The sequence below is a fragment of the Roseobacter sp. MED193 genome (genome assembly GCF_000152965.1).
Classification (GTDB): Bacteria; Pseudomonadota; Alphaproteobacteria; order Rhodobacterales; family Rhodobacteraceae; genus Pseudophaeobacter.
In genome coordinates this window covers 2,635,279-2,659,318 of record NZ_CH902583.1, presented here as the reverse complement: position 1 = coordinate 2,659,318, position 24,040 = coordinate 2,635,279, and the positions used below count along the sequence as shown (strand labels likewise).

Sequence of the window (24,040 nt, the reverse complement as noted above, 5' to 3'; positions counted from 1 at the left end):
ATGAAACCCTTTCAGGCCCCACTCGAGGACATCCTGTTCTCGCTCAACCATGTCGCTGGTGCAAATACCTTGCCAGATTGGGACGCGGAAATCGCCTCAGAAATCGGTGGGCATTTTGCGTCCTTTGCCGAAGGCGAGATTGCACCTCTGGATGAACCGGGCGATGTTCAGGGCTGCAGGCTGACGGATGGCCGCGTCTCGATGCCAGACGGCTTTGCCGCAGTCTACCGCGCTTATGCAGAACAGGGCTGGCCTTCACTGACCGCCCCAGAAGCCTATGGTGGACAGGGTATGGGCGCGCTGATGCTGGCAGTCACCTCTGAGATCTTCTCGGGCGCGAACCACAGCCTGCAGATGGTCACCGGACTGGTCCCGGGCGCGGTGCGGGTCTTGATGAGTTTTGGGACTGCCGACCAGAAATCCCGCCACATTCCACCGCTGGCCTCGGGAGAAACCATCGCCACCATGTGTCTGACCGAGCCTGGCGCGGGATCTGACCTGGCGCAGGTTCGCTGCCGCGCCGAGCCTGTGGGGGAGAGCTGGCAGATCACAGGTGAGAAAATCTTCATCTCAGGTGGCGATCAGGACATGAGCGACAGGATCCTGCATCTGGTCCTGGCCCGTACCTCTGACAGCGGGATCAAGGGGCTATCGCTGTTCCTGTGTCCCTGCACCCGTTCCGATGGCAGCCGCAACCTGGTGACTGTCACTCGGATCGAAGAAAAGATGGGCCTACATGCATCTCCCACCTGTCAGTTGGCGTTTGAAGGGGCTGAGGCTGAATTGATTGGCGAAGAGGGCAAGGGATTGATGGCGATGTTCACCATGATGAACCACGCCCGCGTCGATGTTGCGCTTCAGGGAGTGGCCCATGCTGCACGGTCCTACGACATTGCCAGTTCCTATGCCGCCGAAAGAGTGCAAGGGCGCACCCTTGATGGCGCGCCCGCGACACTCGATCAACATGCCGACGTGCGCCGCATGCTTGATGAAATTGACGGGCTTGCCATGACAGGACGCGCCATGGCGCATCTGGCATGTGTCACGATGGAACGGGGCGACAATCCCGCATTGGTAGAGTTCCTTACCCCCCTTATCAAGGTCCATTGCACCGAAGCCGGGATACGCGCGGCTGAACTGGGCATGCAGGTTCTTGGCGGCTATGGCTACCTGCGCGAATACCGGCTGGAACAGACCTACCGCGATGCCCGGATCACTGCGATCTATGAGGGGGCAAATGGAATCCACGAACGGATGTTGGCGACGCGCCTTGCCTCAGGGGCTGCAGCCGATGCCTTTGAGACCTATGTGGCCTCGCAGGCCGCACAGACCCAAGAGGCAAAGATCCTTTCGCAACTAGCGGCTTGGCGCGCCCTGCGCACCCGTCTGGCAACGCTCAAAGATCCCTCCCCTTTGGCCCATGAATTCATGGGCGCGTCCCGCGAGACACTGCTCGCCTGCATTCGAGCGCGGATCGCACTGGTTGCGAGCCATCATCCCGACCCCACCAGAATACTAAGGTGTTCCTAGCCGCACTCTTGGTCGCTGAAATTGACCGTTCAAGGCGACGAACCCAAAGAAAGAGTGTATCGTCAACAAAGCTCCAGAACCCTGCGTGTCTCAACACGCGCGGTCCACTATGACGGGCTCTGATCAGGCGCTCCATTTCGGTGTTTCAGGGATCGAACAAAACCCAATCCATGGGCATTGTCAGCTTCGCAAATGTATTCCGCCCGACAATCAAAGTATTCCTCAATCAACAAGACCTGTTCATCAGACATCCCGTTTCTCAGATCGCATATCAATCTTTCACCTATTGAAGACAACGACTTATCTGACCAAGGGTTTTTGATGTCACTTAGCCCGGTTGTCAGAAGGTCCAGAGCACTGACGTCAAAATTCTCCGACAACAGGCTATGAAACATCAGGGCGCCAAAGAAATGATTGAAATTTTCCACCCCTAGAAAGGCAAAGCACTCCATGTGTTCTTCGAAGGATCGAAGTTCTATTTGACTCCACGACCTCCCCCACAGTTCTCGTGTATCCTCCCATGCCTCGCTACCCTCTTCTAGCCAATTCGGCGCGCTGGGCGGAGGAGTGGATTCGAATCTACAGCGAATTTCGTTTGCCAATTCAGATAACGTTTGGGACACTTCCTTTTCCTCAGTTCCTCAGCGTTGCAACACTATCTCATGGCATAAGCTTTGAATGTAGAGAATGTAGACTTGGCGTAGCTTTCTAGAGTTTTTATAGGTGGCGACTGCCTTCCGTAAGTGCTTACGACTTCTGCCCCGTAGCTGGTCTGGACATCGCGGTCCAGTGGGCTACGGAGTTGTCCGAAATGCTGCAAAAGTCTTCTTTAATGGAGAAGTCGCTCAAACTATGAGGGTAAGTCTTGAATAAAGCCTCTGAGTTTGAAAGGGGAAAGCAAGCCAGCAGAAGATCAGGAGCACCCATGCCAAAGGTTTCTATTGTAATCCCAACTCGGGAACGCGCTGAGTACTTGCATTATTCAATACAAACCGCGCTCGCGATTGACGACGCAGACATCGAAATCTTGATCAATGACAATTTCAGCCAAGATCACACGCGAGAAGTGGTTGAAGCCTTTGATGACCCACGTCTTGTTTACAAAAACACAGGACGCAGGGTGTCAATGCGTGAAAACTACAATGACGCCATCGCAAACGCGACCGGGGACTATCTGATCTCTTTTGGCGATGATGATGGCATCATACCGGGGCAGTTCCCCTTCTTGCGCAAAATCCTAGAAGACTATCAGCCAGATGGCGTCAGCTGGATCCGTGGAACCTATGGCTGGCCCGAAGATGCGAGCAACAAGAAGCTTGGCGGGATGCGCTTTCGCAGAGACAACCTGTTTGGTGATGCCTATCGTTACGACCCCAAAGAAAGAAACCTGCAAGCCCTGTTGCAGTGTCGCTTGAACGACATCTATCCTGTGACACCGAACCTGTACCATGGATGCGTGTCACGCGCCTACATCGATAGAATTGCACCGACAGAGGGCGTATTTCTAAATAGCCTGATCCCCGATGTTAATTTTGAATACCGTGCGACTATCGAAGGCGGGGATTTCGTGCATGTCGATCATATGTTCACCGTCAACGGATACGCCAAGAAAAGCACAGGTGGTGCACATTCGGGGAATGCGACGGATAAAACCCAGGTCGACCCGGCAAAGCGCTTTGAGCTCGAGAATGAAGCCGACCCCTACAATGACCTCTTCAACCATGCGAGGTTTGTCCCGCTGGCCTTTTTGGCAACTTTGGAAACAGTTAGAGAGCGTGGTGGCTATGCTGATGCCAAGGTGGACTATCACGCCTGGTATAAATTCAACCTCCAAGTGGCGGCAAAACGCAAACACCCCTTTGAGAGCGTGAAAACCATCCTGCAAGACTACGCCAAGCGCACCAACACAACGCAAGAGCTTGACGCCCTACTGCAAGATTTACCGAAATTGAAGCGCACCCCAAAAGAGATTTGGGGTCGCGCCACCGAAATAGTGAGAAGCCTGCGCTTAGACGATGTTGGGGATGGAACAGAAAACACCATTATGACTGCCGTGAATACTTGCGACGCTGTTCTTGGCCAAAGCTATGGTCAGATACAAAGCGGCGATCTGTCAGAAACTCAAGCCTGGCGCGCGGTCAAGCAGAGGGCGGGCCAACAGAAATGAGGCTAGCCGTTTAGCACTCTGATTTCGGCATCCCAACCCATTTCTCGAATGTTCTGCCGGATCTCGTCTTCGTAGTTCGGGTTCATAATGATCACCGTGCCAACCCCACGAGACTTTGCCGTCTCTGGCGAAACGATCATTGTGCCACTGACCGGCATGAAGCATCCCTGTTTGGCGGCATTGAGGTCAATCACACAGTCAATGGGCGTGTCCTCGGCGCTGTTGAACAAGAGCGAAAATGTCACCCCTTTTGAGGCACCGCCCCAAAGTGCAACTGGCGCAATCGCTCTACGGTCTTCAAAGTACGTGGTCCATTCCGCCATCATTTGACGTTTGTTTTCTACGTAGTGCAAGCCCAATTTCTCCGAGGATGCCACGGGATTTGCATGACCTGGAGCCTCAGAGAGCCGCGCCACAATCCACATGTATTGACCGTCATAGACCGACTCTACATCGCACTCCAATCCCTGCTGGGCCAAAAGCAAACGGATGGAATCCGGCGTATAGATCGAGCAATGCTCGTAGAAGAAGTCCTGAAATGCGGTGTGCTCCAAGATCCAGTTAGCGTCTGGTGTTTCGATAAACATCGTCCGCCCTGGCGCCATAGCCGCAGCCAAGGCCGTTGCAAAGTTCTGGACATCTGCCACATGTTCTATCGTGTGCCGAGAGCAGACCACATTTGCCTCAGCCGGGATCTGATCCGTGTTGTCAGGCGAGAAAAAGTTGCGATAGACCTTGGCTCCCTCCGGCAACTTGTCTTCCCCGGTAAAGGAAGGATCAAACCCCGTGGCAGATTTCATCCGTCCTGCGGCCCGCTGATGAACAAGGCTGAGAAAGTCGCCTTCGCCGCATCCTATCTCTACGTAGTGGATATCTGTATCCTCAGGCACGGAGGCAATAACACGATCGGCCATCGCATCCAGGTGTGCCAAGTAATAGGCTGAGGAAGTGACGTCATTGTTATAGGTTTCATCGTAGGAGATCTTGGCAAGGTCAAAAGAGGCGTTCCACACAAAGCTGCAATTGGCACAACGCACCATTGTGATCGTCCCCTGCGGAAATGCCAGCGCTTCGGCCTGGGTCAGGAGTGCCACATTTTGCAAAGATGGTACCTTGGGGCGTTCATCCAGTAACAAATTGCCAACAGTATTATTGCAAATGGGGCATGGACTGAAGTGGTCCTGCTTTTTAGGACAGGTTTGCGGCTTGGCTAAGATGCATCTGGTTTATGTTCATGCCGCTTTTCGTGTTTCACTTTGTTCGAAGTATGCCGCGTCTGGCGTGCGCTTGTCGAGGGCGGTGTGAGGCCGCTCTGCGTTGTAAAAGCCGATCCAGTCGTCGATGATCCTTTTGGCTTGAAAGCCGTTGGTGATCTCGTGCAGATACACTGCCTCCTGCTTCAGGGATCGCCAGAGCCGCTCGATGAAGATGTTGTCCAGATAGCGGCCCCGCCCATCCATAGAGATTTTGATATCGGCCTTCGTCAGCGTCTTGATCCAATCCGCGCCCGTGTATTGGCTACCCTGATCCGTATTCATGATCTCGGGCTTGCCATATTTGGCGATGGCTTCGTCCAGTGCTTCAACGCAAAAGCTGGCATCCAACGTATTTGACAGCCGCCAGGACAGCACTTTGCGTGTTGCCCAATCCATGATTGCCACCAGATACAGGAACCCGTTCTTCACTGGAATGTAGGTAATGTCGCTGCACCAAACATGGTTGGGCCGCGTAATCGACAGCTTTCTCAATAAGTATGGCCAGATCTTATGCTGCGGGTGCTTCTTGCTGGTGTTCGGCCCTTTGTAGATGGCCTGCAGCCCCATGATGCCCATCAGGCGACGCACGCGATGCCGTCCTGCCGAGAACCCTGATTGGGGCAGATACGCCGCGATCTGGCGGCTGCCGAAGAACGGATACTTCGTAAATATCCGGTCAATCTCATGCATCAGATCAATCGTCGCCTGATCAAAGCCAACAGGCGTGTAATAGATTGAGGAACGGCTGATCTTGAGCAGCTTACACTGGCGCGTCAGGCTAAGGTCGGTGTTGTCCTTGCGGATCATCTCGCGGCGTTCAGACAGGCTCATCGCTTCAGCCCTTGTGACAAAAAATCATTTTCCACCGCCAGCTGACCAATCTTGGCATGAAGCTCTTTGATTTCGCCGTCTTTGTTCTCAGCCTTTTTGACCTTGTCCGAGAAAACGTTGACCATGCCATCAATCGCCTGCCGTTTCCACGTGCTCACCTGCGTAGGGTGCAGCTGGCGCTTCGATGCAATCTCCTGCACCGTCTTGTCACCGCGCAATGCTTCAAGGGCCACAGTCGCTTTAAACTTGTCTGAAAAATTCCGTCGCTTTGTCATTCTTGTATCCATTCAATCGGGTTGGATACATCTTAGCACGCTGTCCGAATTTGCCGGACCACTTCAGACAGGCACTAGCTGATGTCATTTTGTCCTCTTGTTTTCCTGATCACAGCGCTGTTATTGATGCACAGTCGGTGAACTTACTACGAGTATTTTCTGGGCTTGAAACCGTTGACCTGAGCAATTTTTGTATCACGTTCGCGCGTTCCAGTTGCCCCTACTTATGCGAAAAATGAGAAATGTAAAATATGACGAAAGCAGTAATTTTGGCCGGCGGTTTGGGCACACGGATCAGCGAAGAATCCCACATGCGCCCCAAGCCTATGATCGAAATCGGTGGGCGCCCCATTCTGTGGCACATCATGAAGATCTACTCGCATTTTGGGGTTAATGAGTTTGTCATTTGCTGCGGGTATCGCGGCTATATGATAAAAGAGTATTTCGCCAACTACTTCTTGCACATGTCAGATATTACCTTTGATATGTCCAACAATGAAATGCACGTGCATAACCAACGCTCAGAACCCTGGAAAGTCACATTGGTTGACACCGGCGAGATGACGCAAACCGGGGGACGCGTGAAGCGGATCCGCGACCATTTGGATGAGACCTTCTGCCTGACCTACGGCGATGGGCTGAGCAATATCAATATCGCCGATCTGCTGGCCTTTCACAAACGTGAAGGGCGTGTTGCCACGATCTCTGCTGTGCAACCCGAAGGCCGCTTTGGGTCCCTGGAGATCGAAGGCACAAAAATCAGCCGCTTCCTGGAAAAACCCAAAGGCGATGGCCGATGGGTCAGCGGTGGCTTTATGGTCTGCGAACCAGAGCTGTTGGATCATATCGACGGGGATGCAACCATTCTGGAGCAGGAACCCCTGATGGGCCTGGCTGACGAAGGCAAGCTCTCCGTGCGCAAACACGAAGGATTTTGGGCCGCGATGGACACGCTACGCGACCGAAATGCCCTCGAAGCAATGTGGGCCGACGAGAAGACCGCGCCCTGGCGGGTCTGGGCGTAAAAATGTCTGACTTCTGGCAGGGCAAACGCGTTTTTCTAACCGGTCATACAGGTTTCAAAGGCAGTTGGATGGCACTATGGCTATCCCAGATGGGGGCACAAGTCACAGGCTACGCACTGCCGCCTGACACTGAACTGGCTTTGTTTGATCAACTTGATATTGCCAACCGCATAAGCAGCCAGTTCGGCGATATCAATTCCTACGAAGCCTTACTCTCTGCGCTGGACGAGGCAAAGCCCGATTTCGTCTTTCACTTGGCAGCCCAGTCGCTGGTTCTGCGCGGCTATAGCGACACTCTGACCACATGGCAGACAAATGTCATGGGGACAGCCAACCTGTTCGAAGCTCTGCGCGTTCTAAAACGGCCAGCAACTGTAGTCGCCGTGACGACCGACAAAGTGTATCGCAACACTGAGGCCCACCATGCCTTCGTTGAAGATGACCCTCTAGGCGGAATTGACCCCTACAGCGCCTCCAAGGCTGGCACGGAGCTGGTGGTTAACAGCTACAGATCTGTATTGTTGCAAGAAAAACTCCCTATTCGAGTGGCGTCTGCACGGGCTGGCAACGTTATCGGAGGCGGGGATTGGTGTGAAAACCGCCTGGTCCCTGACATTGCCCGTGCCTTGATTGCAAATGAGCCGTTGTTGACGCGCAACCCCCAAGCAGTACGTCCTTGGCAACATGTCCTAGAGCCCTTGGCAGGCTACATGCAACTGGCGGAATTATTGCATGGCGATCCGCAGTTTGCGGATGCCTATAACTTTGGCCCAGACATCACCGACAACCGCACCGTGCAGGATGTCATTGTTGAATCGCTTAAATCCTGGCCCGGCACCTATGCCCCCACGGATAACAGCGATATGCCCCATGAAGCCAACCTGCTGATGCTGAACATTGAAAAGGCCAAGGCCAAATTGGGCTGGGCGCCGCGTTGGAACTTTGAAACAGCTGTCGCCAAGACCATGCAGTGGTATCGCCAAACTCATGAAGGTGCCGATCCTGTAGAGCTGTCTTTGGCCCAGATTGCAGAGTTCACCCGCTCATGAAAATCAGTCCCCTACCGATCGCAGGCGCCTACCACATTGTGCCCGAAAAACTGGGGGACAACCGCGGAGCCTTTGCCCGACTGTTTTGCAATGAACGCTTTGCAGAACAAGGGCTGAATATCGAATGGGCGCAGATGAACCTATCTCGCAGCGCCCAGAAAGGCACCCTGCGCGGCCTGCACTTTCAGCGCCCTCCTTTTAGTGAAGTAAAGCTGGTACGCGCGGTTACCGGCAAAGTCTTCGATGTGCTGGTTGACCTGCGCGAGGGATCAAAGACCTATGGGGCCCACTGTGGAGTGATTTTGGACAGTGATCAGTTGGAAGCGCTCTATATCCCGCAGGGGTGCGCCCATGGATTTCAAACTCTGACTGATGATGTAGAATTGCATTACATGCATTCGGCCCCCTATGCTCCTGACCATGAAGGCGGTATTCGTTTTGATGACCCGACCCTCTCTATTCGCTGGCCGCTTGGTGTCACCGAAACATCGCCGCGCGACCGCGCGCTTCCTCTTTTCTCAGATATCAAGCCGATAACCCTATGAAATGTCGCCATTGCCAAACTGACTTGTCGTTGAAATTCTTGGACCTGGGCTATGCTCCCCCATCCAATGATTATCTTTCGGCCGATGATTTGAACAAGCCAGAGGTCACCTATCCTCTGCGTGTCTTGACCTGCACCAATTGTTGGCTGGTCCAGACCGAAGACTATGCAGCACACGACGACCTGTTTCGCGAGGACTATGCATATTTTTCTTCGACCTCAAAGGGCTGGCTTGCGCACGCAGAACGCTACTGCCTGCAGATGACCCAACGATTGGGGCTAAATGAGAAGAGCTTTGTGGTCGAGCTGGCATCAAACGATGGCTACCTCCTGAAAAACTTTGTGGCCAATCGTGTTCCCTGTCTCGGCGTCGAGCCGACCCGTTCGACCGCAGAGGCGGCGAAAGCGCGGGGGATTCCTGTAGTTGAAGATTTTTTTGGTGCCAAACTGGGGCGTAAGCTCGCCCAGGAAGGGCCCAAGGCGGATCTGATCCTGGGAAACAATGTCTATGCGCATGTGCCAGATATCAACGATTTCACGCAGGGCGTTGCTGAGCTATTGGCCGATGAAGGCGTGGTTACGTTTGAGTTTCCGCATCTCGGGCAGCTGGTAAAGCACAGCCAGTTCGATACCGTCTATCACGAACATTTCTCCTATCTCGCTTTGCATCCTGTGATCAGTATTTTCAAAGCTGCAGGTCTAAGGGTCTTTGATGTCGAAGAACTGCCAACCCACGGCGGAAGCCTGCGCGTCTTTGGTTGCCTGTCCAGCGCATCACATTTGGCAACTGAAAATGTCGCGAGAGTTATGTCCCAAGAGATCGAAGCCGGCCTTTTGAAGGAAGACACCTATCGCGGTTTTCAAGATAGGGCCGAGCAGGTCAAGAACGGCCTGCTGCGGTTTTTGCTGGATGCCAAAGCAGAAGGAAAAACTGTCGTCGGCTACGGCGCTGCGGCGAAGGGCAATACGCTGCTGAATTTCTGTGGTGTGGGGCCGGATTTGCTCCCCTTTATCAGTGATGCGGCCCCCTCCAAAATCGGCAAGTTCATGCCCGGAAGCCATATTCCGATCAAGGCTCCAGCCGCATTAACGGCAGCGCAGCCTGACTATGTTTTGATCCTGCCCTGGAATATCGCGGATGAAGTAATGTCGCAAAACAAAGACCTGGCCCAAAACGGCAGCACCTTTGTAATTGCGGTGCCTGAACTCAAGTTCATATGACACCGCGCGTTCTCATAACCGGGGCGACTGGCTTTGTTGGTCGCCAGATCCTGGCCGCCTGTATTGCGCGCAATGTGAGCATGCGCTTGGTGGTCAGGGCGGGGTGGCAGGAAAAACTGGGCACCCTGCCAGAGACCTGCGAAATCGTCGAAGTCGAGGATTTGTTTGCACAGAGTGCCGAATGGTGGGCAGAACGCCTAACAGGTATCGACACCCTCATTCATTCCGCATGGTATACCGAACCAGGGAAGTATCTAACCTCACCAAGGAACACCGATTGCCTAATCGGAACCCTCCAAATGGCACGCGGTGCCGTGCAGGCTGAGCTACGCCGGTTTGTGGGGGTTGGCACCTGTATCGAATACCAGTTGGGGCCCAAAATTCTCACGCCTGATACTGTGTTGGCGCCCAGCACCCCCTACGGTCTGGCCAAGGCAGCCGCTTTTCAAGCGCTCAGCGGTCTGTTTGGCGAAACCAAGACCGAGTTCCTGTGGTGCCGACTGTTCCAGCCCTATGGCGAAGGTGAACATCCGCAACGTCTCTACCCGTATCTGCACCGCTGCTTGTCAGAGGGCAAAACTGTCACCTTGGGATCCGGCCGAGAGGTGCGTGATTTTATTGATGTCAAAACTGCCGGAGCAAACATCTTTGATGCCGCTCTGGGTAAGGATGTCGGTGCAATCAACATCTGCACAGGCATCCCAAAATCAGTGCGCGAGTTTGCAACCGAAATCGCCGAAACCTATGACCGTACCGACCTGTTGAAATTTGGCACTTTGGATAACAGTGCCAGTGACTGGGACTATATCGTCGGCCTGCCCTGGACCCGATCTTAGGTTCCTGTTCAAAAGGCATGACATTTAGAAAGCACAGGCCTCACATTTCCGATGCTGACAGTCGGGATGCCGCTTCCGCAATTTTCGACCTCACCCACTTATGCGGTGCTGAAACATGGGTGCGCGCTGTCCAATAGAGATCAATCGAGAGCTCTGCCGGAAAGGGACAGGGCACCGAAACCACCCTGTCGTCGAACATCTGACTGATGCGAAAGGGAACCGTTGCGATCATATCGGTTTGCGCCAGAAGGTCCGGCAGATTTGCAGGGCTTGGGACTTCCATCACGGTATTGGGCACATGGCCAGCGGCCTCCATAACCACCAGAAACCGCGATCTGAATCCCCCTCCGTAGTTGATCACCACTTGTGGCGCTTTTACGAAGTCTTCGACGCTCAAAGATCCTTCCGCCAGGGGGTTGGAGCGATCCATGACGCAAGTGTATTCCTCTCTTAGCAGAGATCTCCGGTAGTACCCGCTGTCGTCAATCCTGATCGGCCCAATCAAGATATCGCTTTCCGAGCGCAACAACTGCTGCTTTCCCTGTGCCGATGACGAAATCACCTTGAGCTTAATACCAGGTGCCTCGCGCCGCAGAATGCGGGTCACATGCGGCAGTATCGTCACTCGCTCGTAAAAGTTGCAGCTCAGCCCAATTTCCACTGAGGCCTCAGCAGGGTCGAACTCTCGTTGCGCTGTCAGGGTTTCAAACCGGTCAATCAACTCCCCGACCTGAGAGACAATCTCGCCGCATCGCTCAGTTGGCACCATACCTGTGCCCTGACGGACAAAAAGAGGATCGCTAAATACCTCGCGCAGGCGTGTCATCGTGTAGCTGATCGTCGATTGCGTCACGCCCAACGTTTCTGCCGCACGTGAAAAGCTTCCGTGAGCATAGACCAGGCGCAGCGTGCGCAAAGATGCAAAATCCAAGGCAAAGGGATCTGGGTTCATCGGTCAATCCTATCGAAATTTTCGAACTAGAGTATCAAATGCATCGGATTGCCCAATACTAAATCGATGGCTACCGTCTTAGAACTGTCGATTTCTTAGGACCAACCATGACCCCAACTGCAATAGCGGCACTCCCTGTGGATGATCAGATCACGATCGCGCAGCTGACGGAAAACCCCTATGCGATCTACAAACGGTTGCGCGCTGAAGCGCCAGTCGTACGCATTCCCAGCATTCGCAGAATCTTGCTGACCAAAGCCGCCGACACAAAGCATGTGAAAGAAAACTGGGAGCTTTTTAGCTCGGATGACCCGCGCACACCCATGACACGGGCATTTCAGGCCCAGACACTGATGCGCAAAGACGGTGATGCCCATAAACGTGAACGCAATGCTATGGCGCCGGCCTTTGCGCCCCGTAATATCACCGGATGTTGGCAGGCAGCCTATACCAAAGTCGCAGAAGACTATGTTGGGCGGCTGCAACGCGGCGAAACCGTTGATTTGTTTGCCGAACTCGCCGCACCATTTGCCGCGCGCTGCTTAACACACCTTCTAGGTATTCCCGAGGCAACAGACTCGGAGATGATCCGCTGGTCGCAAGCCTTGATTGATGGGGCAGGAAATTTCGGCAATGCGCCAGAACTCTATGAACGCTCTGACACAGCCAACGCAGAGATGAACGCACTCTTTGACAGATGCGTACAACGCGCCAAGGCAGCGCCAGATGCCTCTGCCCTCTCCGCCATGGTCAACGCTGAAGATCCGATAGAGAAAAGTCAGATCTATTCCAACATCAAGATCGCGATTGGCGGCGGCATCAACGAACCCAGGGATGCGCTGCTCACCATCCTTTATGGGTTGCTGACAAATCCCGATCAGTTGGAGGCCTGCAAGGCAGATGCTCTTTGGAATGCGGCGTTTGAGGAAGGTGTCCGCCGGGTCGCTCCGATTCAGGCCAGTTCCCGGCTGGTGATGGAAGACACAGAAATTCGTGGTCACGCTATCGCCAAAGGTGAAGTGGTTATGACTGCACAGGCCTCGGCCTGTCACGACGAAGAGCTGTATGACAGGCCTGAGGCGTTCAACATTTTCCGAACAAAAGCTCCCCATCAGGCTTTTGGGAACGGCCCTCACTTCTGCCAGGGCACACACATCGCCCGGCGGATGTTGGCACAGATTATTCTGCCAATGCTGTTCGATCGTTTCCCCAAGATGCAACTGCCAGATCCAAAGGCGGTCAAATTTTGGGGCTTCGGCTTTCGTGGACCACTCAGCCTACCGGTCACATTAAACTAGCATAAACACGACATGAAAAACGAGGGAGGTACTTCATGAAACGTCGCACTATGTTCAAATCTGTCGCAGCCGTTGCGCTGACAATTGGCCTCTTGCCCAGCTCCACGCTGGCGCAAGAGGTTACATTGCGCCTGCACCAATTTTTGCCAGCTCCGGCAACCGTGCCAAAACACATTCTCTGAAGTGGTCCTGCTTTTTAGGACAGGTTTGCGGCTTGGCTAAGATGCATCTGGTTTATGTTCATGCCGCTTTTCGTGTTTCACTTTGTTCGAAGTATGCCGCGTCTGGCGTGCGCTTGTCGAGGGCGGTGTGAGGCCGCTCTGCGTTGTAAAAGCCGATCCAGTCGTCGATGATCCTTTTGGCTTGAAAGCCGTTGGTGATCTCGTGCAGATACACTGCCTCCTGCTTCAGGGATCGCCAGAGCCGCTCGATGAAGATGTTGTCCAGATAGCGGCCCCGCCCATCCATAGAGATTTTGATATCGGCCTTCGTCAGCGTCTTGATCCAATCCGCGCCCGTGTATTGGCTACCCTGATCCGTATTCATGATCTCGGGCTTGCCATATTTGGCGATGGCTTCGTCCAGTGCTTCAACGCAAAAGCTGGCATCCAACGTATTTGACAGCCGCCAGGACAGCACTTTGCGTGTTGCCCAATCCATGATTGCCACCAGATACAGGAACCCGTTCTTCACTGGAATGTAGGTAATGTCGCTGCACCAAACATGGTTGGGCCGCGTAATCGACAGCTTTCTCAATAAGTATGGCCAGATCTTATGCTGCGGGTGCTTCTTGCTGGTGTTCGGCCCTTTGTAGATGGCCTGCAGCCCCATGATGCCCATCAGGCGACGCACGCGATGCCGTCCTGCCGAGAACCCTGATTGGGGCAGATACGCCGCGATCTGGCGGCTGCCGAAGAACGGATACTTCGTAAATATCCGGTCAATCTCATGCATCAGATCAATCGTCGCCTGATCAAAGCCAACAGGCGTGTAATAGATTGAGGAACGGCTGATCTTGAGCAGCTTACACTGGCGCGTCAGGCTAAGGTCGGTGTTGTCCTTGCGGATCATCTCGCGGCGTTCAGACAGGCTCATCGCTTCAGCCCTTGTGACAAAAAATCATTTTCCACCGCCAGCTGACCAATCTTGGCATGAAGCTCTTTGATTTCGCCGTCTTTGTTCTCAGCCTTTTTGACCTTGTCCGAGAAAACGTTGACCATGCCATCAATCGCCTGCCGTTTCCACGTGCTCACCTGCGTAGGGTGCAGCTGGCGCTTCGATGCAATCTCCTGCACCGTCTTGTCACCGCGCAATGCTTCAAGGGCCACAGTCGCTTTAAACTTGTCTGAAAAATTCCGTCGCTTTGTCATTCTTGTATCCATTCAATCGGGTTGGATACATCTTAGCACGCTGTCCGAATTTGCCGGACCACTTCACCCCTGGGAGGTCACACCAGCGATCAAGCTTTCTGAGCTGGTGAGAAATCACACAGAGTTTGTTGGCGATGAGGCGCTATATACCGCGACGATTGTCTTGGTGATGAATAGGCTAAAGTATGACAGCCTCCCCGAGGATCTCCGCGCTGCTATCGACGCCGAATCCGGGCAGAAACTGTCCGAGATGGCAGCCGAGGTGATGTGGGCAAAGGATGCCCGAGGTCGGGAAATTGCCGAAGATGCAGGCAATTCCATCGTCCAGTTGTCAGAGGCAGAAGTCGCCAGGTTCAAGGAAAAATCTCAGCCGGTTATCGCCCGCTGGGTCAGCGAAATGGAAGGTCAAGGCATCGATGGCCGGGCACTTATCGAAACGGCAAAAGCCCTGATCAAGGACTACGGCGGCTAAACCACCCCAGACCCAAATGTGAAGGCCTCGCGGGCCTTCACAAGGCATGGAGAACCGGCTCCAGACCAACGCGCAGTCGTTGTTCTTCCTTCGCCCTAGGCCAGTGCAGTTTCGCAACGCTTCGCCAATCCAAGAACAAAACCTGCCATAAACTCAGCCTCCGACGAACACATCGAACGGGGCTATCAAGGCGCGATTGACAGGTTCTTGGGAAAAGACACTGCCGCCCTGTAATTCTTATCCCCTAGGAAAGCGAAGCTATTGATCTTGTGGGTGATGTTGTGAATCTGCCGCTCCAGAATGACGTCCCTGATCAAAAACAGAAAACGGCTTGAAGAGCAGAAAACCCCGTTCGGCTGTGGTATTAATCTCCATTACGGTCGAGAAATGGGCCGTGCAGAGCCGGGGGCCAATGTGTACCCCCAAACAAACGTCACCGAGGATGAGTACAAAATATGAGCTTTGATGAAGATCTATTCCTGAAAGGGCTTGAACAGCGTAAAGCGACCCTTGGGGCGGACTATGTTGAAAAAAACCTAGCTGCAGCCGATGATTTCACCCGCCCGTTTCAGGAAGCCATGACCGCCTGGTGTTGGGGGTTTGGCTGGGGAGATGACGTGATTGACGCCAAAACCAGGTCGATGATGAACCTGTCGATGATTGGCGCTCTTGGAAAGATGGCAGAGTGGGAAATCCATTGCCGTGGAGCAATCAACAATGGTGTCTCCCAAGATGAAATTCGCGCCATCATACATGTTGTCGGAATCTATTGCGGCGTCCCGCAAGCTTTGGAGTGTTTTCGCGTTGCACGCAAAGTTCTTGAAGAAACCTGATAATCTAAGAGAACGCACCTGCGGCGCTATTGCCTGCTCGGTTCTGGACAGTATTGTTGCGCAGACAACAGGCGAGGAAGCGGCCTTATGAACCCGATGTTCAAAAGAGCCCCTCCAGAGACAAAAGGTGAGACGTGATGAGCCAGAATTCAAAAGCCGCCCAAGACAAGACTCGTGAAGTCTGTGAACTGGCCCCGATCATGCCAGTATTGGTGGTACGGGATGCGGCCCATGCTGTCCCCCTTGCCCGGGCCCTGATCGCCGGTGGGTTACCAGCACTGGAAGTCACTTTGCGTACTCCAGCTGCGTTGGACGTCATTTCAGCTATGGCGCATGTCACGGGAGGGGTTGTCGGTGCAGGCACCCTGGTTACCCCGCAAGATGTACGCAACGCTAAGGCCGCTGGCGCCGCCTTTGGTGTTTCTCCTGGTGCCACAGACGATCTCATTGAGGCATGCCTGGCCGAGGATCTGCCCCTGTTGCCCGGAGCAGCTACCGCAAGCGAAGCCATGCGCCTGCTTGAGCGGGGCTATACAACACAAAAGTTCTTTCCCGCCGAGGCCTCAGGCGGGGCCCCTGCGCTCAAGGCAATTGGCGCACCGCTACCGCAAATCAGCTTTTGTCCAACCGGTGGAGTAAGCCTGGAAAACGCGCAGGACTACCTCTCTCTCTCTAATGTCTTGTGCGCTGGCGGCAGCTGGGTGGCCCCAGATGCACTGGTCTCTGCTCAGGCCTGGGATGATATCGAAGCTTTGGCCCGCGAAGCAAGGCAACGTCTTTCCTAATCCCCTGAAGGATCCCCCCCCCTTTTGAAAATCATATGGCACCGGCCCGATGTATCCGTTTGGGCGGCGGGATCAGAGCGAGGCTGTAAGCCCAGCCACCAGAGATAAGAGAAAAGCCCCTTCCTGAGGACTTCCAGCGGATAGCCTGAGCCGTATCCATGGCCCACTCCGCCCGTCTGCCAGCCCCCAATCTGGTCAACGATGTCAGCTGGACACTCGACGGCTCTGAGGCGGTCTCGCATCGAGTGAGGGAAACCATGCATCGTGCAAGGCCACACTCGGGCTGAGGCTAACGCAGTCATCCGTGAAATCAACAAACTGAAAGAGGAGAAGGAAGATGCAGGAACCGTTCGATTGGGAACAGGCCATGGAAACAACACGGCGCAGCGCAGCGGCAGCGTCGCAAAACAGCGAGAATGCGGTGGCGGGACTGTCCAAACTGCTACGAGTAATCGACCACCATTCAAACAAGCTTGCCAACCTGACCAAGGCCATAAACCAATTGGAAGCTACACAGAAACACCAAGTCAACCATTCCAAATCGACCCTCGAACGCACCCAGGGCGAAAACCGCCATTCATGGCGGCTGCCCGCCTTGGGCTTACTCGCCGTCTTCGCCGTAGGCGTGGTGTTCGGCGGGTCTATTGTGAACTGATTATGCTACGTGACACTCTTCGGGCGCAGCTATTAGCTATCTTGGCGCAAAAACAGTTTTCCCTGTCGGCAATGGTGCGCGAAAGTCAGATACGGGCACAGTCCAAACCGACAAAGCCCCGCATAGGCGGGGCAGAGCGTTAAGTGTAGAGACCAAGCAGAACTGACTAATCTGCCAAGAGATAGCCCTTAATGGGCTATGATTCTTTCGAGGTCAGATTGACGCCAGCGCGATGAATGGCCCAGTTTGATGGGGACCGGGAAGTCACCGCGCTCAATGTCGCGGTAAATACTGGCCCGGGACCGACAGAGTATTTCGCAAACGGTTTTCATATCAACCAGGCGGTCTCCGGGTTGTTTTGGTTGCTTGTCGTGCATATCTAATTTCCTAACCTTGAACTCGTGGCGGGGCCACGAGTTCAAGGTTGGCCATCTTTATCAAACCCGAAGAAGAAACACGAAAACATCTTACCTTATGTCGGTTTGTCAGTGTGAGCTGTTGATTTGCGCTGAGAACTGACCCGGTAGGCCTATAAATTTTCACTGAGAATTGACCCATGTGAACCCGCTACCCTGACGCTTTTGTTCGGGGAGATATGGAGTGATCGACATGGGATTTTTAAGTGTAATACGACGTTGGGCTTTGCGTGAAGATATGCCAATTCGAGAGATAGCGCGGCGGACGGGATTGTCTCGCAACACCATCAAGAAGTACCTGCGTGAGGGCGCTGTTGAGCCGAGGTTCAAGACGCCCAAACGGCCAAGCAAGTTGGACCCGTTTGCGGATCGTTTATCAGCATGGTTGTTGGCTCAGACACGCAAATCGCGCAAAGAGCGGCGTACTGTGAAGCAGATGCACGCCGATTTGGTGAAGTTGGGTTATGCGGGATCCTATGCGCGCGTGGCCGCTTTTGCCCGTGCATGGCGTGAAGACCGGCATCGTGTGGAGCAAACAACTGGACGCGGCACGTTTGTGCCTTTGGTATTCCAACCGGGTGAAGCGTTCCAGTTCGATTGGAGCGAAGACTGGGCCACAATTGGCGGTGAGCGGGTCAAGTTGCAGGCCGCCCATACGAAGCTCTCGCACAGCCGGGCATTCCTGGTGCGCGCCTATCCATTGCAAACACACGAGATGCTGTTCGATGCTCATTGGCATGCATTCCGCGTGTTTGGCGGTGTGCCTGGGCGCGGTATATATGACAACATGAAGACCGCTGTTGATCGCGTTGGCCGTGGTAAACAGCGCGACATCAACGCCCGCTTCAAAGCGATGGCCAGTCACTATGTTTTTGAACCTGAGTTCTGCAACCCAGCGGCAGGTTGGGAAAAGGGTCAGGTCGAGAAGAACGTCCAGGATGCGCGCAATCGCATGTGGCAGATCATGCCTGTCTTCAAAGATCTGGACGAGCTGAACCAATGGCTGGAAGACCGCTGTATCGCCCTTTGGGTTGAGACTTCGCACCGGGATCTGCCAGGCACCATTGCCGACGCTTGGGAAGCGGAGAAGCCGTTGTTGATGGCATTGCCGCCCGCCTTCGACGGCTTTGTAGAACACAGTAAGCGAGTGTCGCCGACATGTTTGATCACTTTTGAGCGCAATCGCTACAGTGTGCCTGCCAGCTTTGCCAACCGGCGCGTCAGCTTGCATGTTTATCCAGAACGGCTGGTTATTGTGGCCGAGGGGCAAACCGTTTGCACACATGAACGCCTCATAGATCGATCACACCGTAAATCCGGTCGTGTTGTCTACGACTGGCGTCACTACCTTGCTGTAATCCAACGCAAACCCGGCGCTCTGCGCAACGGAGCACCGTTCATTGAGATGCCAGAGGCCTTCCGCAACCTGCAGGGTCATATGCACCGCAGAGAAGGCGGTGACCGCGAGATGGTCGATATCTTGTCATTGGTTTTGCACCATGATGAGAATGCCGTTCTATGTGCCGTAGAATTGGCGTTGGAGGCTGGCGTGCCAACCAAGACCCACATTCTGAACTTGTTGCACAGGCTGATAGATGGAACGCACAAAGATATCCCAGAGGTCGATCCACCTGATGCACTCGCATTGGAAACAGCGCCAAAGGCAAACGTGGACCGCTATGATGATTTGAGACAGGCTGGGGAGAAGTACCATGCGTCATGACCCAGCAGGAGCCTCAATCGTGATCATGCTGCGCAGTCTCAAGCTCTATGGCATGGCAAATGCGGTAGAAGATCTGGTTGCCCAAGGTGGCCCAGCTTTTGAGGCCGCAACACCCATGTTGTCCCAATTGCTCAAAGCGGAGATTGCCGAACGGGAAGTGCGTTCAATCACATATCAAACAAAGGTGGCCCGCTTTCCGTCGTACAAAGACCTCGCTGGCTTTGAGTTTAGATCCAGTGACATCAATGAAGCGACCGTCAAGCAACTGCATCGGTGCGAGTTCATGGAGAACGCTGAGAATGTCGTGCTCATCGGCGGACCTGGAACGGGCAAGAGCCATGTCGCGACCGCAATCGGTGTTCAGGCCATTGAACATCACAGGTGCAAGGTTCGCTTCTACTCAACCGTCGAACTGGTCAACGCGCTAGAACAGGAAAAGGCGCTCGGCAAGACCGGAAAGATGGCAGAGATGATGACCAAAATTGACCTCGTGATTTTGGATGAACTTGGCTACTTGCCGTTCAGTCCATCCGGCGGCGCACTGCTGTTCCACCTGCTGAGCAAACTCTATGAACGCACCAGCGTCATCATAACCACCAACCTCAGCTTCTCAGAATGGGCCCAGGTCTTCGGAGATGCAAAGATGACCACGGCGCTGTTAGATCGCCTCACACACCGCTGTCACATCCTGGAAACCGGAAACGACAGCTACCGCTTCAAAGCCAGCTCAGAAGCCGCAAAGAAAACACGAAAGGAAACGCCGACATTGACCAAAACATAACCGCTGATACATAAACAAAGGTGGGTCAAATCTCGGTGAAAATACCGGGTCAGTTCTCAACGCAAATCAACAGATTAACCGGGAAGGCGTGACCCTCAGCCAAGCTGATTTTGTAATGTCCAAGATTGCAGCCAATGAAGAATTTGGTGGGAACCAGATGCGCAAGGCCATCGACTATTTTTGCCATTTGGCAGTTGCTCCGGAATTTTATGGTCACATAGACGGAAACGATTCAGAATTCTCAAAAACTGAATACTTCTCGGCAATGCGATGGTTGCGAAATGAGAACGATGATCTCTACGACCCTTCATATAATGACATGCTTCGCGTGGCATACACATCCCAGTTCTCCAGAGGCAAACTGGCTGACCTGGTGGGCCTGTTGTCCGGGCGGAATTTTGAAACTCGCAAGTTCGAGAATGAAATTGCGGAGAAGTCGTTCGCTGACCTCCGCGATGGACTTCTCGGCTTTATGAATCAGACCAACTTCAAACGCTTCTTGATGATCCTAAAATCCGCGGGCTTCGTGGATAGAAGTCTCATCAGCGGGCAGGCACCTTTAAACTTTGCCTATATTCTGTTTTTGAGGTTGCGAAAAGACGGCGTGGCTCCTGAACTGATCGAAAAGTATGTACGCAAATGGTTCGCACTATCGCTCCTAACTGCAAGATACTCCGGTTCAATGGAGACACGTTTCGATCAAGATATTCGTCAGATTTCCGAAGTGGGAATGGGGCCGTACTTAGAGAGCAACGAAAAAGCGGTTCTTTCTGACGCATTTTGGGATGTTGGCCTGGTGCAGGCGCTCACTACGTCCAATAGCAAACACCCTGCGTTTAGGACCTTCCTGGCATCCCAAGTCAAGTCAAACGCAAGAGGCTTCCTGTCCAAAGAAATCACTGTGCGTAGCATGTTGGAACACCGGGGCGATGTTCACCATATCTACCCGAAAGACTATCTCAAAAAGACTTTCGGACTGACACAGTCCCAGTACAATCAGGTCGGGAATCTGGTCTACACCCAGCAAGAAATCAATATAGCAGTGGGTAATGCCCCGCCAACTGAATACCTCTCGGATCTTCGGAACCAATGCAGCACAGGCTTCGCAAAGTACGGCGGGATTGTTAACTACACAGATCTCGAACAAAATTTTTCAGTGAACGCGGTTCCGCTCGAGCTCTTAACGGGTGAAGTCTCCGATTATCAGGAGTTTTTGACGTATCGCCGTCAGCAGATCGCATCGACTCTGAAAGCCTATTACGCTTCGCTGTAGCAATAGTCTCTCAAACAGTGATCAGTGCGACGCAGATGTTTGGCGTTCTGATGTTTGGCGTTCTACGGTGTCTCAGAACGAGCCTTGGTACGGTGAACGAAGTTCACCGTATACAACAGTTCACTTCGCAAACAAAACCAACGTACTTGGCGAACACACACATGGTGTGTTCGCCGCATTAGTCTATGCTGCTGTCTTCTCTGGTCCCGTCAGATTGTGTGACATCCTTCCGAAACCTTGAACTTTGAGCTTGAACCGCAGATCACTGTGGCTCAACTCGACTAGTTCTGTTGCTCGAGGAACCATTGTTCTATTTCGTCGTTTAGCTGAGTCGCAGCTTCCATTTGCGATGCTGTTCTTGAGGGATCTGGGTAGACAAGGATTTCTTCGAAACCAGATACCATACAGCGGTCTCCTGTTGTGATGTTGCTGATCTTTCCTACATCTTCGAGGCCTGAGGGATGCTTGGCAGAGACCACATACAAATTAGCGGGCCCTAAGTTGTGCTCTGTCAAGATTTCAAACTCCCAGTGCAACGAATGCCCACTGGGACATGTGGAGTACAAACCATCCTCAGGACGACCGGAAATAGATGACAAGGCGGCTTCTACTGACCCGTATTTCGAAAACTCCTCCCAAGCGCGCTGTGCGAAGTTTGAGACAACGAACATCTCAATGTCGGTGAGCCGTTCAAGTTCAGCTGTGCTTTGGCCCCGCTTCTCAAGATCACCCAAATGAGTTTCACAGACGGCGTTCCGAAGTTCCTTTGCCGGAACCGCGGCGCAACCGTTGATGGCATCGAGAACGTGAACCCAAGTTTGACGCGCTATTAGTGGATAATGGTTTCGCATCATCTCCCCAAGTTCGAACATCCCCGTGAGGTATCTGTCCGATCCAGGTGTCCCAAGATATTCGGTGTTCGAAGCAGGTGCTGAAGCGTTAAGGTTGGTCATTTCGACTAGGTCCTCGTTATTAGTTGAGGCACCAAAGTTACCACTCTCGGAAACTAATAAAAGCCCGATATCCTTGCTAACCAATTGTTTTTATTTGAAAAGAATAGACACACGGGATTCCAAAAATAGATTGTAGCTAAGCAAGGATAGCCACGCCCTATTCATGGTATAAATGCAACATCCAGCTTCGAGCCAGTAAAAGAAATTTGAACCTATCCTTGGCCCGAATTTCTGATTGCGGAAGAATCGGGTGCAACAAACGATAAACACCCAAGTAGTTTTCACAGTTTGATTCGGATGGGAACAGATTGATTTGAATTCAAAGTCGATAGGTATTTGACGGCTAGCAGCTTTGTTTTGAGCATAAGTGTGAGGTGTTCCCTGTCTGATTTTTGAGTGACATAAGAAACTCGCCTACATGAACAGGAACACCGTCTCAGGAGTTTGGCTCGGCTTACGAAATTGATACGCTTCTCGGCCAGATAAGGTTGTAAGCGATTCATCTGGCCCCATATTTTGGTGCTTTCAGGAGCCTCATGATCTTTCTATATTGGCGCTACGCGCCAATACGGGAAAATAGAATTGGTGACCTTTTTCCAAAATTAAAATGGCAGCACGGTACTCCGGGCAACCGTCTTTCGATGCGATGTGAGGCTGCTGTACACAGATGCAACCTTTGCAAAGTTGAGCAAACGGTGTGTACCAGACATAGAATTTTATGAAACATGCTTCGATGCACCTTTCTCGAAGAATCCATTAACGACGTATTGAGGCACTGCAATACCTAAAGGCTCAAATAGCGCGTCCTCTTCCCATAGTTGTTGGAAGGGTAATCCCCCCTAAAATTAGTGGTGATGGATTCAGCCGGTCATTGCAACATCTGCTCTAGCCTACGCGCTGGTGTTAGAAACCCCAAGGTTTTCCGTGGCCGGTTGTTCAGGTGGTTTGCGACCTCATCCAACTGTTTCTGCGAGTAGTTGGAAAGGCAGGATCCTTTCGGGAAGTATTGGCGCAGCAAGCCGTTCGTGTTTTCATTTGTCCCTCGCTGCCAGGGACTGCTTGGATCGCAGAAGTAGACGTCAATATCTGTCGCGACAGTGAACTTCTGATGGGAGGACAATTCCGTACCCCGGTCCCAAGTGAGACTTTGTTTCAGCTGACTGGGCAATTCGGTCATCCATCCTGGAGGGCTGCGAGGGCACAATCACTAAATCAGCGACAAGAACTGCATCTATGAGGGAGGCGTCTGCAGATCCCTCAACATCAACGAGAACATAGTCCGCTTGCTCGGCGGCCTCGAGAGCTGCGCCTGTCAGATCACTTTGTTGCACCTGCCTAACCTCTATGCCCGGTGGCATCGGTTTCAGCCCTGCCCAACTTGAAAGCCAACCCTTTGGATCGCTGTCCAGGATGACAACTGACAGGCCTGATCGTGCTATTTCAAGAGCCATCAGGATACAGGTTGTCGACTTCCCTGAGCCTCCTTTTGGGTTGCAAAATGAGAGTGTGGGCATTGAATTATGCCTTGTTTCAAATGTGTTATCTTTGAACCCACTATGGCAAACCAAGGTTTCGCAAGAATTTATTTCAAATGCCTTCCATTGGAAGGGGGGAAGGGTAACCCTTGAGAAGGCAAACCAAGGGTTGGAATTCCAAGGTTTCCCAAGATCTGGATTGCCTTCACTTGCCTTGGCAAGGCTCAGTTATTCAGCGCTGGCAAACGTAAAAGACGGGCCGTTTCCTTAAATTTCAGCGAAACCCTCCCCCCTCATGTTGCTCCAAGCCGAGCAATTTC

General features: G+C 53.1%; 24 protein-coding genes and 1 pseudogene. 17 read left to right on the top strand and 8 right to left on the bottom strand.

Annotation, left to right across the window (positions count from 1 at the left end):
• Positions 1-1,530, top strand: coding sequence for an acyl-CoA dehydrogenase family protein (locus tag MED193_RS15075; protein WP_009810607.1), 1,530 nt, complete (start codon positions 1-3; stop codon positions 1,528-1,530).
• 865 nt (positions 1,531-2,395) lie between these two features.
• Entirely contained in the window at positions 2,396-3,697 is a 1,302-nt protein-coding gene (locus MED193_RS22325) for a glycosyltransferase family 2 protein (RefSeq protein WP_157041371.1), read from the top strand.
• 2 nt (positions 3,698-3,699) lie between these two features.
• Here MED193_RS22325 and MED193_RS15060 read toward each other — a convergent pair whose 3' ends face one another.
• Together MED193_RS15060 and MED193_RS15055 are read right to left on the bottom strand one after the other, a co-directional pair.
• Positions 3,700-4,791 carry a class I SAM-dependent methyltransferase gene (locus MED193_RS15060; protein ID WP_009810604.1) on the bottom strand — a complete coding sequence of 364 codons (1,092 nt, stop codon included), beginning with the start codon at positions 4,789-4,791 and terminating at the stop codon, positions 3,700-3,702.
• A gap of 138 nt (positions 4,792-4,929) precedes the next feature.
• A protein-coding gene (locus MED193_RS15055) for an IS3 family transposase (protein ID WP_085978290.1) occupies positions 4,930-6,059 on the bottom strand; the annotation gives its coding sequence in 2 pieces (ribosomal slippage) (positions 4,930-5,795 and positions 5,795-6,059; 1,131 coding nt in all).
• A gap of 251 nt (positions 6,060-6,310) precedes the next feature.
• On the opposite strand from MED193_RS15055, the gene rfbF reads away from it, so the two are divergent.
• The 5 genes from rfbF to MED193_RS15025 are packed head-to-tail and all read left to right on the top strand — an operon-like array spanning position 6,311 to position 10,734.
• Entirely contained in the window at positions 6,311-7,084 is a 774-nt protein-coding gene (gene rfbF / locus MED193_RS15045; RefSeq protein ID WP_009810603.1) for a glucose-1-phosphate cytidylyltransferase, read from the top strand.
• Between the two features lie 2 nt (positions 7,085-7,086).
• Complete coding sequence (gene rfbG, locus MED193_RS15040; RefSeq protein ID WP_009810602.1) at positions 7,087-8,133, top strand: CDP-glucose 4,6-dehydratase; 1,047 nt, start codon at positions 7,087-7,089, stop codon at positions 8,131-8,133.
• Positions 8,130-8,678: a dTDP-4-dehydrorhamnose 3,5-epimerase gene (gene rfbC / locus MED193_RS15035; RefSeq protein WP_009810601.1), complete on the top strand. Its 549-nt coding sequence runs from the start codon at positions 8,130-8,132 to the stop codon at positions 8,676-8,678. Before rfbG ends, rfbC begins: the two co-directional genes overlap by 4 nt.
• Positions 8,675-9,898, top strand: coding sequence for a class I SAM-dependent methyltransferase (locus MED193_RS15030; protein WP_009810600.1), 1,224 nt, complete (start codon positions 8,675-8,677; stop codon positions 9,896-9,898). The genes rfbC and MED193_RS15030 overlap by 4 nt, the downstream gene beginning before the upstream one ends.
• Complete coding sequence (locus MED193_RS15025; RefSeq protein WP_009810599.1) at positions 9,895-10,734, top strand: NAD(P)-dependent oxidoreductase; 840 nt, start codon at positions 9,895-9,897, stop codon at positions 10,732-10,734. The genes MED193_RS15030 and MED193_RS15025 overlap by 4 nt, the downstream gene beginning before the upstream one ends.
• Positions 10,735-10,774: 40 nt before the next feature.
• Here MED193_RS15025 and MED193_RS15020 read toward each other — a convergent pair whose 3' ends face one another.
• Positions 10,775-11,686 carry a LysR family transcriptional regulator gene (locus MED193_RS15020; RefSeq protein ID WP_009810598.1) on the bottom strand — a complete coding sequence of 304 codons (912 nt, stop codon included), beginning with the start codon at positions 11,684-11,686 and terminating at the stop codon, positions 10,775-10,777.
• A gap of 107 nt (positions 11,687-11,793) precedes the next feature.
• Between MED193_RS15020 and MED193_RS15015 the strand changes: the two genes are divergently transcribed.
• Positions 11,794-12,984, top strand: coding sequence for a cytochrome P450 (locus MED193_RS15015; RefSeq protein ID WP_039966243.1), 1,191 nt, complete (start codon positions 11,794-11,796; stop codon positions 12,982-12,984).
• A gap of 35 nt (positions 12,985-13,019) precedes the next feature.
• Positions 13,020-13,166 carry a hypothetical protein gene (locus tag MED193_RS22970; protein ID WP_157041367.1) on the top strand — a complete coding sequence of 49 codons (147 nt, stop codon included), beginning with the start codon at positions 13,020-13,022 and terminating at the stop codon, positions 13,164-13,166.
• 58 nt (positions 13,167-13,224) lie between these two features.
• Here MED193_RS22970 and MED193_RS15010 read toward each other — a convergent pair.
• Positions 13,225-14,354 (bottom strand): IS3 family transposase gene (locus MED193_RS15010; RefSeq protein WP_085978290.1). Its coding sequence is split into 2 segments (ribosomal slippage): positions 13,225-14,090 and positions 14,090-14,354, totalling 1,131 coding nucleotides; the frame shifts between segments, so codons are not numbered across the junction.
• On the opposite strand from MED193_RS15010, the gene MED193_RS15000 reads away from it, so the two are divergent.
• The 4 genes from MED193_RS15000 (at position 14,284) to MED193_RS14985 (ending at position 17,099) form a co-directional block, all read left to right on the top strand.
• Positions 14,284-14,826 carry a hypothetical protein gene (locus MED193_RS15000; RefSeq protein ID WP_083790524.1) on the top strand — a complete coding sequence of 181 codons (543 nt, stop codon included), beginning with the start codon at positions 14,284-14,286 and terminating at the stop codon, positions 14,824-14,826. The two genes, MED193_RS15010 and MED193_RS15000, sit on opposite strands and share 71 nt — an antisense overlap.
• A 455-nt stretch (positions 14,827-15,281) precedes the next feature.
• Positions 15,282-15,659, top strand: a complete 378-nt coding sequence (locus tag MED193_RS14995; protein ID WP_009810593.1) for a carboxymuconolactone decarboxylase family protein — start codon at positions 15,282-15,284, stop codon at positions 15,657-15,659.
• A 137-nt stretch (positions 15,660-15,796) separates the two neighbouring features.
• Complete coding sequence (gene eda, locus MED193_RS14990; protein ID WP_009810592.1) at positions 15,797-16,444, top strand: bifunctional 4-hydroxy-2-oxoglutarate aldolase/2-dehydro-3-deoxy-phosphogluconate aldolase; 648 nt, start codon at positions 15,797-15,799, stop codon at positions 16,442-16,444.
• Positions 16,445-16,781: 337 nt separating this feature from the next.
• Positions 16,782-17,099: a hypothetical protein gene (locus tag MED193_RS14985; RefSeq protein ID WP_009810591.1), complete on the top strand. Its 318-nt coding sequence runs from the start codon at positions 16,782-16,784 to the stop codon at positions 17,097-17,099.
• A 188-nt stretch (positions 17,100-17,287) separates the two neighbouring features.
• On the opposite strand, the gene MED193_RS22610 is transcribed toward MED193_RS14985, so the two are convergent.
• Positions 17,288-17,476, bottom strand: a complete 189-nt coding sequence (locus tag MED193_RS22610; protein ID WP_083790483.1) for an AlpA family phage regulatory protein — start codon at positions 17,474-17,476, stop codon at positions 17,288-17,290.
• A gap of 232 nt (positions 17,477-17,708) precedes the next feature.
• Here MED193_RS22610 and istA point away from each other — a divergent pair, with 232 nt between their 5' ends.
• From istA to MED193_RS14970, 3 genes are all read left to right on the top strand, one after another.
• Positions 17,709-19,238 carry an IS21 family transposase gene (istA, locus tag MED193_RS14980; protein ID WP_039966242.1) on the top strand — a complete coding sequence of 510 codons (1,530 nt, stop codon included), beginning with the start codon at positions 17,709-17,711 and terminating at the stop codon, positions 19,236-19,238.
• Positions 19,228-20,019: an IS21-like element helper ATPase IstB gene (gene istB, locus MED193_RS14975; RefSeq protein WP_009810588.1), complete on the top strand. Its 792-nt coding sequence runs from the start codon at positions 19,228-19,230 to the stop codon at positions 20,017-20,019. Before istA ends, istB begins: the two co-directional genes overlap by 11 nt.
• 115 nt (positions 20,020-20,134) lie before the next feature.
• Positions 20,135-21,292 carry a hypothetical protein gene (locus MED193_RS14970; protein WP_157041365.1) on the top strand — a complete coding sequence of 386 codons (1,158 nt, stop codon included), beginning with the start codon at positions 20,135-20,137 and terminating at the stop codon, positions 21,290-21,292.
• Positions 21,293-21,573: 281 nt separating this feature from the next.
• On the opposite strand, the gene MED193_RS14965 is transcribed toward MED193_RS14970, so the two are convergent.
• From MED193_RS14965 to MED193_RS23400, 3 genes and pseudogenes are all read right to left on the bottom strand, one after another.
• Positions 21,574-22,245, bottom strand: a complete 672-nt coding sequence (locus MED193_RS14965) for a hypothetical protein (protein ID WP_039966240.1) — start codon at positions 22,243-22,245, stop codon at positions 21,574-21,576.
• Between the two features lie 868 nt (positions 22,246-23,113).
• Positions 23,114-23,416, bottom strand: a pseudogene (locus MED193_RS22760) (IS30 family transposase); the annotation flags it as partial.
• Positions 23,325-23,696, bottom strand: a complete 372-nt coding sequence (locus MED193_RS23400; RefSeq protein WP_009810583.1) for a hypothetical protein — start codon at positions 23,694-23,696, stop codon at positions 23,325-23,327. The gene MED193_RS23400 and the pseudogene MED193_RS22760, both read right to left, overlap by 92 nt.
• On the opposite strand from MED193_RS23400, the gene MED193_RS23275 reads away from it, so the two are divergent.
• Entirely contained in the window at positions 23,590-23,991 is a 402-nt protein-coding gene (locus MED193_RS23275) for a hypothetical protein (protein WP_254655457.1), read from the top strand. The two genes, MED193_RS23400 and MED193_RS23275, sit on opposite strands and share 107 nt — an antisense overlap.
• Positions 23,992-24,040 lie beyond the last annotated feature (49 nt).

Coding starts and splice junctions, on each gene's coding strand:
- eda (WP_009810592.1), top strand. CDS start 15,797: ATGAGCCAGAATTCAAAAGCCGCCCAAGACAAGACTCGTGAAGTCTGT.
- rfbC (WP_009810601.1), top strand. CDS start 8,130: ATGAAAATCAGTCCCCTACCGATCGCAGGCGCCTACCACATTGTGCCC.
- MED193_RS15015 (WP_039966243.1), top strand. CDS start 11,794: ATGACCCCAACTGCAATAGCGGCACTCCCTGTGGATGATCAGATCACG.
- MED193_RS22970 (WP_157041367.1), top strand. CDS start 13,020: ATGAAACGTCGCACTATGTTCAAATCTGTCGCAGCCGTTGCGCTGACA.
- MED193_RS15025 (WP_009810599.1), top strand. CDS start 9,895: ATGACACCGCGCGTTCTCATAACCGGGGCGACTGGCTTTGTTGGTCGC.
- MED193_RS15020 (WP_009810598.1), bottom strand. CDS start 11,686: ATGAACCCAGATCCCTTTGCCTTGGATTTTGCATCTTTGCGCACGCTG.
- rfbG (WP_009810602.1), top strand. CDS start 7,087: ATGTCTGACTTCTGGCAGGGCAAACGCGTTTTTCTAACCGGTCATACA.
- MED193_RS14970 (WP_157041365.1), top strand. CDS start 20,135: ATGTCCAAGATTGCAGCCAATGAAGAATTTGGTGGGAACCAGATGCGC.
- MED193_RS15030 (WP_009810600.1), top strand. CDS start 8,675: ATGAAATGTCGCCATTGCCAAACTGACTTGTCGTTGAAATTCTTGGAC.
- rfbF (WP_009810603.1), top strand. CDS start 6,311: ATGACGAAAGCAGTAATTTTGGCCGGCGGTTTGGGCACACGGATCAGC.
- MED193_RS14985 (WP_009810591.1), top strand. CDS start 16,782: ATGCAGGAACCGTTCGATTGGGAACAGGCCATGGAAACAACACGGCGC.
- MED193_RS14965 (WP_039966240.1), bottom strand. CDS start 22,245: ATGACCAACCTTAACGCTTCAGCACCTGCTTCGAACACCGAATATCTT.
- MED193_RS23275 (WP_254655457.1), top strand. CDS start 23,590: ATGCCCGGTGGCATCGGTTTCAGCCCTGCCCAACTTGAAAGCCAACCC.
- MED193_RS23400 (WP_009810583.1), bottom strand. CDS start 23,696: ATGGCTCTTGAAATAGCACGATCAGGCCTGTCAGTTGTCATCCTGGAC.
- MED193_RS15075 (WP_009810607.1), top strand. CDS start 1: ATGAAACCCTTTCAGGCCCCACTCGAGGACATCCTGTTCTCGCTCAAC.
- istA (WP_039966242.1), top strand. CDS start 17,709: ATGGGATTTTTAAGTGTAATACGACGTTGGGCTTTGCGTGAAGATATG.
- istB (WP_009810588.1), top strand. CDS start 19,228: ATGCGTCATGACCCAGCAGGAGCCTCAATCGTGATCATGCTGCGCAGT.
- MED193_RS14995 (WP_009810593.1), top strand. CDS start 15,282: ATGAGCTTTGATGAAGATCTATTCCTGAAAGGGCTTGAACAGCGTAAA.
- MED193_RS22610 (WP_083790483.1), bottom strand. CDS start 17,476: ATGCACGACAAGCAACCAAAACAACCCGGAGACCGCCTGGTTGATATG.